This is a genomic window from Martinezella calliandrae (assembly GCF_030272695.1).
In the GTDB taxonomy this organism is placed as follows: domain Bacteria; phylum Pseudomonadota; class Alphaproteobacteria; order Rhizobiales; family Rhizobiaceae; genus Rhizobium; species Rhizobium calliandrae.
The window spans coordinates 115,671-129,406 of the sequence record NZ_JARFYN010000008.1 but is presented as its reverse complement, the minus strand read 5'-3'; the positions used below and the strand labels follow the sequence as shown (position 1 = coordinate 129,406).

16 protein-coding genes are annotated in these 13,736 nt (G+C 59.2%); 4 read left to right on the top strand and 12 right to left on the bottom strand.

The features are described 5' to 3' along the window. Positions 1-11: 11 nt before the first annotated feature. The 5 genes from PY650_RS08460 to PY650_RS08440 form a co-directional block, all read right to left on the bottom strand. Positions 12-842: an inositol monophosphatase family protein gene (locus PY650_RS08460; RefSeq protein WP_285878661.1), complete on the bottom strand. Its 831-nt coding sequence runs from the start codon at positions 840-842 to the stop codon at positions 12-14. Positions 843-931: 89 nt separating this feature from the next. Further along, positions 932-1,804 (bottom strand): tRNA 2-thiocytidine(32) synthetase TtcA, encoded by an 873-nt coding sequence (gene ttcA, locus PY650_RS08455; RefSeq protein WP_285878660.1) that lies wholly within the window; start codon positions 1,802-1,804, stop codon positions 932-934. Positions 1,805-1,864: 60 nt separating this feature from the next. Continuing rightward, entirely contained in the window at positions 1,865-2,794 is a 930-nt protein-coding gene (locus PY650_RS08450) for a glutaminase (protein WP_285878659.1), read from the bottom strand. Positions 2,795-2,865: 71 nt separating this feature from the next. Continuing rightward, complete coding sequence (gene rpsD / locus PY650_RS08445; RefSeq protein WP_285878658.1) at positions 2,866-3,483, bottom strand: 30S ribosomal protein S4; 618 nt, start codon at positions 3,481-3,483, stop codon at positions 2,866-2,868. Between the two features lie 95 nt (positions 3,484-3,578). Beyond that, positions 3,579-3,857: a hypothetical protein gene (locus tag PY650_RS08440; RefSeq protein WP_285878657.1), complete on the bottom strand. Its 279-nt coding sequence runs from the start codon at positions 3,855-3,857 to the stop codon at positions 3,579-3,581. Positions 3,858-3,938: 81 nt separating this feature from the next. Here PY650_RS08440 and PY650_RS08435 point away from each other — a divergent pair, with 81 nt between their 5' ends. Together PY650_RS08435 and PY650_RS08430 are read left to right on the top strand one after the other, a co-directional pair. Further along, positions 3,939-4,139 (top strand): type II toxin-antitoxin system RelE/ParE family toxin, encoded by a 201-nt coding sequence (locus tag PY650_RS08435; RefSeq protein WP_285878655.1) that lies wholly within the window; start codon positions 3,939-3,941, stop codon positions 4,137-4,139. Further along, positions 4,139-4,516: an XRE family transcriptional regulator gene (locus PY650_RS08430; protein ID WP_285878654.1), complete on the top strand. Its 378-nt coding sequence runs from the start codon at positions 4,139-4,141 to the stop codon at positions 4,514-4,516. The genes PY650_RS08435 and PY650_RS08430 overlap by 1 nt, the downstream gene beginning before the upstream one ends. 345 nt (positions 4,517-4,861) lie before the next feature. Here the strand turns inward: PY650_RS08430 and PY650_RS08425 are convergent, their stop codons facing one another. The 6 genes from PY650_RS08425 to PY650_RS08400 all read right to left on the bottom strand — a co-directional run bounded on the left by PY650_RS08425 (position 4,862) and on the right by PY650_RS08400 (position 10,607). Next, the gene (locus PY650_RS08425; protein WP_285878737.1) at positions 4,862-6,379 is read right to left on the bottom strand and encodes a helicase HerA domain-containing protein; all 1,518 of its coding nucleotides are present in this window, start codon (positions 6,377-6,379) and stop codon (positions 4,862-4,864) included. 138 nt (positions 6,380-6,517) lie between these two features. Beyond that, on the bottom strand, positions 6,518-7,663 hold the full coding sequence (locus tag PY650_RS08420) for an alpha-hydroxy acid oxidase (RefSeq protein WP_285878653.1): 1,146 nt from the start codon (positions 7,661-7,663) through the stop codon (positions 6,518-6,520). 87 nt (positions 7,664-7,750) lie between these two features. Then, positions 7,751-8,215 (bottom strand): GNAT family N-acetyltransferase, encoded by a 465-nt coding sequence (locus tag PY650_RS08415; protein ID WP_285878736.1) that lies wholly within the window; start codon positions 8,213-8,215, stop codon positions 7,751-7,753. A gap of 2 nt (positions 8,216-8,217) precedes the next feature. Further along, positions 8,218-9,018 carry a glutamate racemase gene (gene murI, locus PY650_RS08410; protein ID WP_285878652.1) on the bottom strand — a complete coding sequence of 267 codons (801 nt, stop codon included), beginning with the start codon at positions 9,016-9,018 and terminating at the stop codon, positions 8,218-8,220. Next, positions 8,999-9,841: an RNA methyltransferase gene (locus tag PY650_RS08405; protein WP_285878651.1), complete on the bottom strand. Its 843-nt coding sequence runs from the start codon at positions 9,839-9,841 to the stop codon at positions 8,999-9,001. The genes murI and PY650_RS08405 overlap by 20 nt, the downstream gene beginning before the upstream one ends. Positions 9,842-10,016: 175 nt before the next feature. Beyond that, complete coding sequence (locus tag PY650_RS08400) at positions 10,017-10,607, bottom strand: hypothetical protein (protein WP_285878650.1); 591 nt, start codon at positions 10,605-10,607, stop codon at positions 10,017-10,019. Positions 10,608-10,843: 236 nt separating this feature from the next. Here PY650_RS08400 and PY650_RS08395 point away from each other — a divergent pair, with 236 nt between their 5' ends. After that, positions 10,844-12,058: an NADP-dependent isocitrate dehydrogenase gene (locus PY650_RS08395; RefSeq protein ID WP_285878649.1), complete on the top strand. Its 1,215-nt coding sequence runs from the start codon at positions 10,844-10,846 to the stop codon at positions 12,056-12,058. A gap of 134 nt (positions 12,059-12,192) precedes the next feature. Then, positions 12,193-12,819 carry a glutathione S-transferase family protein gene (locus tag PY650_RS08390; RefSeq protein ID WP_285878647.1) on the top strand — a complete coding sequence of 209 codons (627 nt, stop codon included), beginning with the start codon at positions 12,193-12,195 and terminating at the stop codon, positions 12,817-12,819. A gap of 46 nt (positions 12,820-12,865) precedes the next feature. On the opposite strand, the gene PY650_RS08385 is transcribed toward PY650_RS08390, so the two are convergent. After that, the gene (locus tag PY650_RS08385; RefSeq protein ID WP_285878646.1) at positions 12,866-13,717 is read right to left on the bottom strand and encodes an AraC family transcriptional regulator; all 852 of its coding nucleotides are present in this window, start codon (positions 13,715-13,717) and stop codon (positions 12,866-12,868) included. Positions 13,718-13,736 lie beyond the last annotated feature (19 nt).

Here is a 13,736-nt window from a genome sequence, read left to right as displayed (position 1 = left end):
GCAGTCCTTTCCTATCGGGCACCAACAATCTCGCGGCGGATGATTCGCCAGCTTTCTTCATCCGGCGCCGAAATAATGCCGCCCGTCGTCTCACCGGGACGATAGGGCGTGCCGTCAAATTTCGCTGTAAAGCCGCCGGCCTCCTGGTGCACAAGTACGCCGGCAAGATGATCCCAGGGCATCAGTTTCGCGTGGCCAATGAAGTGGATCTTGCCCGATGCGACCAACCAATATTCATAGGCCGAGCAATTCAGCGACAAAGGCATGCGTATTTTCGACATATTGGCGCTGATTAGCGAGCGATAGGGCTCGTCCATATAGCTCCACGCCATCGAGCCCACCATCTCGCTCAATGGCGCCGCCGGGGCAACTGCGAGCCGGCTCACCTGCCCTCCCCGCCGCCGCTGGTAGGTGCCGGCGCCGCGCATGGAAGTCACAGTGTCGCCTAGCACTGGATCATGGATGATGCCGGCTACGGTCAAGCCCTTGGCGAGAACGGCGAGAATCGTAGCGAAGGCCGGCAGTCCGGATGCAAAATTGAGAGTGCCGTCCACAGGATCGATGACAAAGGCCAGATCCGCGTCTGCTAGCGCCGGCACGACCGACCTATCGGCCTCGTAGGCTTCCTCTCCCACGACCAACGCCGCTGGAAAGCGCGCTTTCAGCGCCGCTGTAATGTGCCTCTCCGCCAATAGATCGGCCTCCGTCACCAGATCGATGGCCGAGGTCTTTTCGGAAACGTCGCCAACGCCAAGATTGCGGAAGCGTGGCAGGATTTCATGCGCGGCGGCCTCGGCTATGGTCGCCATCAGATATTCGAAATCTGTATCGGAGAAGGTCATCGGTGGCCTTTGTCTGAAGAGAAGCTTCCTCTTATGCCCGATTCGATGAAGCGGATGTGGCAACACCGATGAAATCCGACCGGCGCCGCTCAGGGGCTTTGCGTCATCAACGCGGCAAAGTCGAAAAGCTTGGGGTCGAGAAGGTGTGACGGGTTCACATGCGCCAGCGCTCGCAGCATCGCATCCTTACGGCCGGGCATGCGGCGTTCGATATCGGCGAGCATTTCCTTCATCGCATTGCGCTGCAGACCGTCCTGCGAGCCGCAGAGGTCGCAGGGGATAATCGGGAACTGCATGGCGGCTGCAAATTTGGCGAGATCGTCTTCGGCGGCATAGGCGAGCGGACGCAGCACCATCAGGTCACCCTCATCATTGAGGAGCTTCGCCGGCATGGCGGCCAGCCGGCCGCCGTGGAAAAAATTCATGAAGAAGGTTTCGAGGATATCCTCGCGATGATGACCGAGCACCAGGGCGTCGCAACCCTCTTCACGGGCAATGCGATAGAGGTTGCCGCGACGCAGGCGTGAACAGAGCGAGCAATAGGTTGCACCCTCCGGCACCTTTTCCTTCACGATCGAATAAGTGTCGCGATATTCGATCCGATGTTCGACGCCGATCTTTCTCAGATACTGCGGCAGGACATGTTTTGGAAAATTCGGCTGGCCTTGGTCGAGATTGCAGGCAATCAGCTCGACCGGCAGTAGCCCGCGCCATTTGAGATCGAGCAGGATCGACAGCAAACCATAGGAATCCTTGCCGCCGGAAAGGCCGACCAGCCAGCGCTTCTGGCCCTTCAGCATCTGGAAATCGTCCAGCGCCTGGCGCACCTGGCGCAACAACCGTTTACGCAGCTTGTTGAAGGAGACCGACCGCGGTGCATCGGCAAACAAGGGATGGGCGCTGCCGCTGCCATCCTCGGCTTCAAAATCGAGCTCGTCCGCCACTGTCGTTGCGATATTCATCTTGTCATCCTTCAGGCTTTACCACGCTGATAGCAGAAAGCGCGGCAGCAAGACACCATATCAATCGCCGAAGACCGACCATCCGGTACGCGCCGCCAGCATTTCCAGCGCCACCGCGCCAAGCTGCGAATTGCCGACCTTGTTCAGCCCTGGTGACCAGACTGCGATCGAGCCGATGCCCGGCGCGACAGCCAATATGCCGCCGCCGACGCCACTCTTGCCGGGCAAGCCGACATGATAGGCGAAATCGCCGGAACCGTCATAGTGACCACAGGTCAGCATCAGCGCATTGATGCGTCGCGCCCGCTTCGGCGAAACGACGGAATGGCCGGTGATCGGGTTGGTGCCGCGAGCGGCGAGATAGAGCCCCGCTTTGGCCAGTTGCTCGCAACTCATCGACAGGGCGCATTGATGAAAATAGACGCCGAGCACATGTTCGACGGGATGATTGAGATTGTTATAGGCGCGCATGAAATTCGCGAGCGCAATGTTGCGAAAACCGGTCTGCGTCTCAGAGCGCGCCACCTTGTCGTCAATGGTGATCGACTCGTCATCGGCGACATAGCGCACGAAACGCAACAACTCGCCGATCGCCTCTCGCGGCGCATGACCGGAGAGCACGACATCGCTGACAGCGATGGCGCCGGCATTGACGAAGGGATTGCGGGGAATTCCCTGCTCGCGCTCCAGCTGGACGATGGAGTTGAAGGCAGTTCCGGAAGGTTCGCGCCCGACCCGCTTCCATAGGCTCTCACCCACCTTGCCAAGCGCCAAGGTCAGCATGAAGACCTTGGAGATGCTCTGGATGGAAAAAGGAATGTCGGCATCGCCGACGCTGCGGACATTGCCGTCGACCGTAGCGATCGCCATGCCGAACTGCTTCGCATCGACCTTGGCGAGCTCCGGAATATAGTCTGCCACCTTGCCTTCGCCGAGACGCGGCAAAAGCTCTGCATGGATGCTGTCGAGAATTGCCTGCAAATCGGTCATCGGACCCTCCAAAGACAAAAAAGCCGCTCGAAAGGAGCGGCTTTTCCATTCGTAGGAAAGATATCCGCAGATTAACGCGAATAGAATTCGACCACCAGATGCGGTTCCATGACGACCGGGTACGGTACATCGCCGAGGGCCGGGACGCGGGCGAAGGTCGCAACCATCTTGTTATGGTCGACTTCGACGTATTCCGGAACGTCGCGCTCCGCCAGAGAAACCGATTCCAGAACGGTTACGAGCTGCTTGGACTTTTCGCGAACTTCGATAACGTCGCCAGCCTTGCAGCGGTAGGAACCGACGTTGACGCGAACGCCGTTAACCGTGACGTGGCCATGGTTGACGAACTGACGGGCAGCGAAGACGGTCGGAACGAACTTGGCGCGGTAGACGATCGCGTCGAGGCGCGATTCCAGCAGGCCGATCAGGTTTTCCGAGGTGTCGCCCTTGCGGCGGTTGGCTTCGTCGAAGATAGCACGGAACTGCTTTTCACGCAGGTCGCCGTAGTAGCCCTTCAGCTTCTGCTTTGCGCGCAGCTGCACGCCGAAGTCGGAGAGCTTGCCCTTGCGGCGCTGGCCGTGCTGGCCCGGGCCGTATTCGCGACGGTTGACCGGGGACTTCGGACGGCCCCAGATGTTTTCGCCCATACGGCGGTCAATTTTGTACTTGGACGATTCGCGCTTGCTCATCGCATTTCCTTTCAAAGTGTTATAGCGGCCCGTTACCGAACCGCGAAGGAAACACGCCCTCCTCTGAGCTCCGTCTTCGAGCTCTGACAGGTCTCTCACGTTAGCGAACGGACGAAACCACGGGACATGTCAAATGAAACACCGGACATTTCTGCCCGGCGTTGGCGCGGTCTGTAAGGGGTCGTCATGAAAATGTCAACAGCGCGATGGTGAGAACTGCGGTTTCGTTCAGCGCCATCTGTTTTGCGCCAGCTTTCCGGCGCGTCCGGCAGTGATGGCATCACCTCAGGCTCGGATGTCGCTTTTCGAAACTGCACGTCAGCTTCGTTAGCCGACATCTGAACAGGGATACCGTTGGCATCGATGGCAAGCACGCCGACGATATCGGCGGGCGCGGAGACTTCGGCTTCAACGCCCCCCTAGACATTTACCCCTTAATGGTTCGGACTACAAACATGAAGGAGCTTCGGTTTGATGCGGCTGATGGAGTTTGGAGGGCCGCCTTTGCATTCGATCCGGAAAGAAAAGCCGTTATTCTTGTCGCCGGAGACAAGTCGGGTACGAATGAAAAGAAGTTTTATAAGAAACTGATCAATACTGCTGATAAGCGTTACAAGGCGCATTTGAAAGAGTTGGAGAAGAAGGAGAAAGAGTGATGGCTAAATCAGCAAAAGACGTTTTTGCCGAAACGATGACTCCCGAGATGATCGAGGCGTCCGATCTACGGGCTAAGGAATTGCTCGAGGAATATGACACGCTTCAAAAGCTGCGGAAGGCGCTCGACCTGACCCAGGAGCATATCGGACAGAAGATGGGTAAAAAGCAGGTTTCGGTTGCGCAGATTGAAAAGCGCTCTGATTTTCTCCTTTCAACGCTCCGGGACTACGTGGAGGCTCTCGGTGGAGAGCTAGAGCTGGTCGTAAAGTTCAAGGACCATGCTCCTGTTCGCTTGGCGGGTATCGGCGAAAAGATTTTTCGGAAGTTCCATGAAGGGAGAGCCGCTCCCGCCGTATTGCAGCTTAGCACCTGGTGACGATGGCAGCGGACAGCGATCCGCTCCGTTTTCTGAACGCCCCCGCTCCCTGCAACGACGTTACACACGACATTGGCTGTCAGTAAGCGCTCAAGAACGACGTCGGATGCAAAAAACGTCGATACTTTCTCATGGCGCGTTCCGAGGGGAGGCCTGTCGGTGGCTGATGCGTATACCCGAAATTGCTCGTTTAATTCAATTGGGTAAGCCGCTTTCAGTGGTCTGCGCGGCTGGAACCAGAACTTCCCCCCTCACCGGCTCGGACGCCCCTCGGCTTTCCCTATATCGCTGTATTCTTTCACGTGCGGCCATTCAATCGGCGTATCCAGAGTCAACGAGTGCTGCCTATTCCGCCGCCGCCTGATCTGCGCCATCGGCGTCAGGCGCGTTGGCGTCACCCGGCGCGGTCTGGCAACCCATATCCGGAAAAGCAACGATGCGCTTGCCGGAAAAATCCGTGTGGACGACGACGCTGCCCTGTTCTTCGAAATAGCCGAGCAAGCGCCGGGCGCGGCGGGCGGAATGGGTTCCGTAGGCACGCGCGATCCGGGCATCGGATGGGCATGGCTCGCCACAGACGGCGGCCTTTGCGAGCATCAGGAAAACGCCCTGCAGATCGTCGGTAACGCCGGAGGAAAGCGATAGCGCGGTTACCCAGGCGTCCGTCGCCATCGTCGCCTCGTCGGCGCCGGAGCGTGCGATCGCCACACGGCGGCGGAATTCCGGCAGCGATGTCGGTGCGCCCGGCACGCGACGCATGCGCAACCGCACGAGGAATTCCTGATAGAGCACCGAATCCGTGCGGAAGGCAGAGGCCGGGTCGTCGAGGATTTCCGAGAGCACAGCACTCACACGCGCCTCGCGATCCTCAGTCGATAGTTCCGGCTGGCTGACTTTTGGTTCAGTCTGTGTCGCGCTAGCGGCGGGAGCGGAGCGAGAGAGCTCCGCCAAAATATCCGTCGTCGGGCGTGGCGCGGGCGCAGCGCGGCGAACGACCGGCCGCGAGAACTCCTCCGGATCCGGCGTAAAAATCAGATCTTCGATATCTTGCGGCGCATCCGGCAGCGGCATCAGCTTCGGACTGGAGGAGCGTGCGGAGGTTTCGACCGTACCGATGGTGATCGGCAGCGGTCGACGCGACAGTGCCGGTCCTAGCGCGACGAAATTGCCCCGCTTCAAGTCGCGGAACATTTCCGCCTGTCGCCGGTCCATGCCGAGCAGATCGGCCGCTCGGGCCATGTCGATGTCGAGGAAGGTGCGGCCCATCAGGAAATTCGAGGCTTCGGCGGCGACGTTCTTGGCGAGCTTGGCCAGGCGCTGCGTGGCGATGACGCCTGCAAGCCCACGCTTGCGGCCACGACACATCAGGTTGGTCATGGCGCCGAGCGACATTTTGCGTGCATCTTCGGAGACGTCGCCTCCGACGGAAGGGGCAAACATCTGCGCCTCGTCCACAACGACCAACACCGGATACCAATATTCGCGATCGGCATCGAACATGCCGTTGAGGAAGGCGGCGGCAGCACGCATCTGCTGCTCGATGTCGAGCCCTTCCAGTGTCAGCACGCAGGAGACGCGATGCTGGCGGATGCGGTTCGCGATGCCGGCAAGCTCCGCCTCCGTGCGCTCGCCGTCGACCACCACATGGCCGAACTTGTCGGCCAGCGTGACGAAATCGCCCTCGGGATCGATGATGACCTGCTGCACCCACTGCGCCGACTGCTCCAACAAGCGGCGCAACAGATGCGATTTTCCGGAGCCGGAATTGCCCTGCACGAGGAGGCGCGTTGCCATCAGTTCCTCGATATCGAGTTGGGCGCTAGTCCCGCCGGACGCCGTTCCCATGTCGATGCCGACCTGCAATGCACTACCCCTTTTGACGAGACTCAAATGTGAAGGCGCCCATCTTTCAGAAACTGGGCGCCCCCGTCTATCAAAGTTTTCGCCGGCTTTCGCGGACGGAGTTTGAAAACCCACAGGGGAATGCGGCCATCGACCGCTCTACCTGAAACGCAAATTGGCACGCGAAAGCTGGTCGACCGAGGTGCATCCCATCAGCTTCATATCTCGCTCGATTTCGGCGCGCAGATGCCGCAGTGCGCTCTCCACACCTTTCTGACCGGCAGCGGCCAGCGGATAGAGATAAAAGCGGCCGACACCGACGGCTTTGGCGCCGAGCGACAGGGCCTTCAGGACATGCGTGCCACGCTGGATGCCGCCGTCCATCATCACATCGATCCGGTCGCCTACGGCATCGACGATCTCCGCCAGTTGATCGAACGCGGAGCGCGAACCATCCAACTGACGGCCGCCATGGTTCGAAAGCACGATCCCCGTGCACCCGATCTCGACGGCTCGCTTGGCATCCTCCACGGACATTATACCCTTAAGGCAGAATTGCCCGTTCCAATGGCGTACCATCTCGGCCACATCGTCCCAATTCATCGATGGATCAAGCATCTCGGTGAAATACCTGCCGATCGACATGGCGCCTCCGCTCATGTCCACATGTTCATCAAGCTGCGGCAGGCGGAATTTCTCGTGCGTGAGATAGTTTAGCGCCCAGGTGGGTTTAATGGCGAATTGGGAGAGGCCGGCCAGGTTGAGCTTAAACGGAATGGAGAAACCGGTGCGAAGATCACGCTCACGATTGCCGCCGGTAATGCTGTCGACCGTCAGCATCATCACGTTGACGCCAGCATCCTTGGCCCGCTCCATCATCGCCCGGTTCAGCCCGCGATCCCTGTGGAAGTAGAACTGGTAGACCTGCGGGCCAGGATATTTCCTGCGGATTTCCTCGAGACTGACGGTACCGAGCGAAGAAACGCCGAACATGGTGCCGAGCGAGGATGCTGCGGCTGCAACGGCATTCTCGCCTTGATGATGGAACAGTCGCTGCAACGCCGTCGGCGAGCAGTAAAAGGGTGTGGCGAGCTTTTGTCCCATGACGGTGACAGACATATCGATCTCGCTGACGCCGCGCAGGACATTCGGAACGAGATCACAGCTTTCGAAACTCGACGTGTTTCGCCGCAACGTCACCTCGTCGTCGGCTGCGCCGTCGATATAGTTGAAGATCGGGCCAGGAAGACGCTTTTTCGCAAGCAGGCGAAAATCATGGAAGTTGTGGCATTCACGCAGACGCATGGCTTGCCTCGACAACAAAGCAGCAATCATTCTCAAAAGACATCAAATATCGCCCCCCAATATCGCGCCGCTCAGTCCGATCTTGAACTATAGCCGGTGCAGCCGCGCTTCCCATTTGTAGAGCACATCCGGCTCCTTTTCCTCATTGCCTGCTCCATCCGACTCGTCAACCACGAAGAAGCCGTGCTTCTCGTAAAAGCGGCGCGCCTGCTCATTTCTCTGGAACGTCCAGAGCGAGAGCACCGGATAGGCCAATTTGGCGACATCAAGTAGGCGGCTGCCGATACCTTGCCCTTGCGCCTCGGGCAGAACGTAGAGCTGATCGATCCAATCTTCGAGAAAGGCGATGACGCCGACGAGGCGACCACCCTCTTGCGCACCCCAGATGTGGCAGTCCTTGAAAACCACCGCGCTCCAGAAGCCGATATCTTCGTCCGGCGTATGAAGTCCGGCAAGCGTCGGCAGCCGCTCGTTGAAGGAGGCACGATGGACGGCTGCAGCGGCCGGCATGTCAGCGAGATCGAGTTTACGCAACGAAACCTTGGAAGTCATCATCAAGCCTTGAGCCCAAAACCTTGCATCAGCCGCCGTGTCGGAAAATCAGGCATCCCGGACGTGAAAACGGCGAAATCGAAATTGTCTGGATGCACAGCGTCGGCGGCCTGCGGCACGAGACTGCGGGCGCGGCGCGCGATCGCTTCGGCCGGATCGAGCCAATCAACCGGCCACGGCGCAAGCCGGCGGAAAATGTTGGCCATGAAGGGATAATGTGTACAGGCCAGGACAACGATATCGGTCTTGCGCCCTTCCTTCTCCACGAAACATTGATCGATTTCGGAGAGTACGGCGTTGTCGGAAACGATATCACCCCGAATATATGCCTCTGCCATGCGCGCCAGATTTCCCGAGCCGACCAGCCGGACATGGCATTGCGTCGCGAAGGATTGGATCAGATCACGCGTATAGGCGCGCTTGACGGTGCCCGGCGTCGCCAGCACCGAAACCAGACCGGAGCGCGTCCGCTCCGCCGCCGGTTTGATTGCCGGCACGGTACCGACGAAGGTCATCTGCGGAAAGGCGGCACGCAGATCAGCGCCTGCGAGCGTGAAGGCCGTATTGCAGGCGATAATGCAGACTTCTGGATCGTGCTGCGTGAGCAGCCTCGCAAAGAGGCTGATGATACGCTCGCGCAACGCCTGTTCCTCCCAGCCGCCATAGGGGAAGCCGGCATCGTCGGCGACATAGATGAAACCGCGCTCCGGCATCAAAACCCGCGCCTCGCGCAATACGGTCAGCCCACCAATGCCCGAATCGAAGACGAGAATGGGTTTCAGCTCATTCGCCGTTGCTGTCATCGCGAGTGGTTTCCTTCGGTACGGCGGGGGACCTTTGATGCGAACCGCTGCCGCGCGGAGATTTTCGCGAGAAGCGGTCGAGAGAGGAGATCACACCACGCAGGACGCTGATTTCTTGTTCCGTAAACGCCCGGCGCGACAGGACTGCGCGCAGATTGTCGACCATTTTCGGCTTTTTCCCGGCAGGATGGAAATAGTTGCGCGCATCCAATGCTTCTTCCAGTTGGTCGAACAGACCGAAGAGCTGTTCCTTCGTGGAGGGCTTCTGCTCTACCGCCTGGAAGGGCACCGCAGCGAGATCCTCCATGCCGGATTTCATCCACTCGTAGGACATAAGCAACACTGCCTGCGCGATGTTGAGCGACGCGAAGGCGGGGTTGACGGGAAAGGTCACGATCTCGTCGGCGAGCGCCACTTCTTCGTTGGTCAGCCCCCAGCGCTCGCGGCCGAAGAGAATGCCGGTGCCCTCGCCAGCCTTGAATTTGGCCCGTAGCGTTTCGGCGGCCGCGACCGGTGAGCGCACCGGCTTATACCCGTCGCGTACGCGTGCGGTGGTCGCATAAACGAAATTGAGATCGGCAATCGCCTGCTCCAATGTGTCGTAGACTTTGGTCGCCTCGATGATGTGGTCGGCCTTCGAGGCGGTAGCCTGCGCCCTTTCATTCGGCCAGCCGTCGCGTGGATTGACGAGGCGCAGCTCCGCCAGGCCGAAATTTGCCATGGCGCGCGCCACCATGCCGATATTCGCGCCCATCTGCGGCTCGACCAGAATGATGGAAGGCCCTTCTGCCAGAAGTTGACGCTCGCTGTTGGTGCCTGCCATGAACTCATATCCCCATGCGATAAACATGCCGCGCAAATAAGGGCCGAAATAGCGGCGCAGGCTTCAATCGGCAAGGGCGAAGTCCGCTATGGCGCGCCGATCAGAAGAGCTCATGCGGCGCTCAGCGATCACACCGGTGTCCCGAAAGATAAGACGCGCGCCAAACATGACTTGATCATTGCTGCGGCTGATCCTGCTGCGGCGCTTGCTCCGATGGCAGTTGTTGTTGCTGCTTCACAATGTCCTGCATGATCGCCTTCAGCGAATTGGTTTGACCTGCATCGTCGACCGTGATGATGTCGTCGATGACAGGCTTGCCGGCTTCCTGGACGACTTCGAAGCGGACCGTCGTCGTTGCCTGGTAATCGGCGTCCGTGCCCATGCATGTCGACTTCTTGAAAGTTGCAACGACCTCCGTCGTGCCGCCCTTCGGCGTCTGCGGGACGATGTTCACCTCCTTGAGCGGACAGGCATCCTGGCCACCGACAATGACATCGTAGTCGAAGGGCGAAATGCCGTCCTCGTCAGCGGCCGGGAACTGTGCGGCTGCCTGATATTTCGCAACAAAATCCTTGCTGTAGAGGTCCTTCAGCTTGCCCTCGTCGAAAATATCCTGCCAGTCGCTGTCACCACCGGCCCAATTGGAAACGGTCGCATCCATCACCACCTTGACTGGCGACATAGCGTCGGCTGCCGAAGCTGAGTTGGCGCTGAGCGAGAGCGGAAGGAAAACGGCAAGAAGCGCGGCAGCGGCAATTTTCTGCATGATAAATATCCGTAGTGATCGGCGAAGCATGCGCGCGACATTAGTCGCATCCGTCGCTTTGGCAATGGCCCGGTCTTTAAAAGCTTAGCGTCGCGATGAGGCGGACGTGACAAGCAAAAACGCCGTTTCGAAGCCTCTATCGGCTTTGCGATCGACACTTGCGGTGCTATAGCCCTGCGGACTTCACATCACTCACAGGGACATCCGGTCCCCATCAGCTTAAACGAGGCAGAAGCATGAAGAAGATCAAGGTCGCTAACCCCGTTGCCGATCTCGATGGCGACGAAATGACTCGCATCATCTGGCAGCTCATCAAAGAAAAACTGATCTTCCCCTACCTCGATATCGATATCGATTATTACGATCTGTCGGTCGAGAATCGCGATGCGACCAACGACCAGGTCACCGTTGACGCCGCCAACGCCATCAAGAAGTACGGCGTCGGCATCAAGTGCGCCACGATCACGCCAGATGAAGCCCGCGTGAAGGAATTCAACCTCAAGGAAATGTGGAAGAGCCCGAACGGCACGATCCGCAACATCCTCGGCGGCGTCATCTTCCGCGAGCCGATCATCTGCAAGAACGTACCGCGCCTCGTTCCGGGTTGGACGCAGCCGATCGTCGTCGGCCGCCACGCCTTCGGCGACCAGTATCGCGCGACCGACTTCAAGTTCCCGGGCAAGGGCAAGCTGACCATCAAGTTCGTTGGCGAAGACGGCCAGGTCATCGAAAAGGAAGTCTTCAACGCTCCGGGCGCCGGCGTTGCCATGGCGATGTACAACCTCGACGAATCGATCCGCGAATTCGCCCGCGCCTCGATGATGTACGGCCTGATGCGCAAGTGGCCGGTCTATCTCTCGACCAAGAACACCATCCTCAAGGCCTATGACGGCCGCTTCAAGGATATCTTCGAGGAAGTCTATCAGAACGAGTTCAAGGCGCAGTTCGTCGAAGCCGGCATCACCTACGAGCACCGCCTGATCGATGACATGGTCGCGTCCGCACTGAAGTGGTCCGGCGGCTACGTCTGGGCTTGCAAAAACTACGACGGCGACGTTCAGTCCGATACGGTTGCCCAGGGCTTCGGTTCGCTCGGCCTGATGACCTCGGTTCTGTTGACGCCGGACGGCAAGACGGTCGAAGCCGAAGCTGCACACGGCACGGTGACCCGCCATTATCGTCAGCACCAGAAGGGTCAGGAAACCTCGACCAACTCGATCGCCTCGATCTTCGCCTGGACCCGCGGCCTCGCACACCGCGCCAAGCTCGACGACAATGCCGAACTTGCCAAGTTCGCTTCCACGCTCGAGAAGGTCTGCGTCGACACGGTCGAAGCCGGCTACATGACGAAGGACCTGGCGCTGCTGATCGGTCCCGACCAGCCGTGGCTCTCCACCACCGCCTTCCTCGACAAAATCGACGAGAACCTCAAGCAGGCCATGGCTGCCTAAATCCGAGGCTCCATCAAGTCTCAAGCAAACGGTTTCAAGCAAACCCGGCCTCAACGCCGGGTTTTCTTTTGTCGTGCGGAGGCTTGCTGCCATGCGTTGCCGGTGGCAAAAATATGGGCAAAGAGGAGGAGCACATGACCGAGCAACTCGTTTTCTACACCAACCCGATGTCGCGCGGACGCATTGCCCGCTGGATGCTGGAAGAGATCGGCGAACCCTACCGCACCGAGTATCTGGAATTCGGTACGACGATGAAGGCGCCCGACTATCTCTCTGTCAATCCGATGGGCAAGGTTCCGGCGATCAGGCATGGCGACACCGTCGTGACCGAATGTGCCGCCATCTGCGCCTATATGGCCGAAGCCTTTCCGCAGGCCGGTCTCGGCCCGACGGCAGTGGAACGCGGCAGCTATTTCCGATGGATGTTCTTTGCTGCCGGACCGATGGAAATGGCCGTCGTCAATCGTCTCCTCGGTTTCGAAGTTCCACCCGAGCGTCTGCGCATGACGGGCTGCGGCAGCTTCGCCAATGTCATGGATACGCTGGAACAGGCGGTCACGGCCTCGCCTTATATCGCCGGCGACCGCTTCACGGCCGCCGACGTCTATGTCGGCTCGCATATCGGCTACGGGCTCAATTTCAACACCATCGAAAAGCGGCCTGCTTTCATCGACTATTGGTCCCGCGTCAGCGACCGCGACGCCTATCGGCGCGGCAACGAATTGGACAATGCAGCAATGCCAAAACAAGCGAATACTTGAAAAGACGATGGGTTAGAGCCGGATTCTGAAGTGAGACATCATGCCGCTATTGTAGCGGCATATGGATTTCCGTCAGCAATTCTGTTGGCGGCACGTCGCGTGGATTGTTGAGATATTCCTCGAACATCACGGCGTCGCGCAGCTGCCGGCCGGAGGCTGGAAGCCATTCAGCATAGAGCCATTGATAGGCCTTGTGCATGTCGGCATAGGGGCCTTTGTGCCGTAGCACAGCATACTCGCCGCCATCGATTGTCCGCCGTTCCAACGGCGGCGCGGCGGCGATCTCGTCGCCCGCATTGACGCAGGCGTAGGAGCGCAACCGGTCGGCGGCAACGAGATCGGGATCGTCGAGATAGACGCCGATCATCCGCATCTGCGGCCAGGCAAGGCCGCGGGCATAGATTGTGCCGAAGAGTGTTTCGAAGGCCTGGCCGATCTGCATGTAGGGGCCGCGATGGGCAACGCCGACAAGCGAGATCGAGGAGATGGTGCGAAGCGTGACGTCGAACATGAGCGTGATCCTTCCTTGGGTACTGGGTGTGAAGATCCTATGGCTTCCCTCATTGCGATATCGCGCCGGTGGCATGCCATAGACGGATTTGAAGATGCGATTGAATGACTGAAGATTGGGACAGCCCGACCGCTTTGCGATGTCGCCGACAGATAGGCGGGTGTTGACGAGATCGCCGGCGGCACGGTGAAGCCGCAGCCGCTTGACGGTGGCCGCCGCCGTCTCGCCATAGATCGCCCGGTAGATCCTATGCCAGTGGTAGCTGGACATGCAGGCGATCTCGGCAAGCTTTTCCATGTCGAGCTCATCATCCAGATGCTCGTGGATATAGGCAGACACCCGCCGCAGTCGGGTCTCGTAAAGCGTCCAGGCTGTACCGCCACCCATGTCGAACCTCATGCAAACC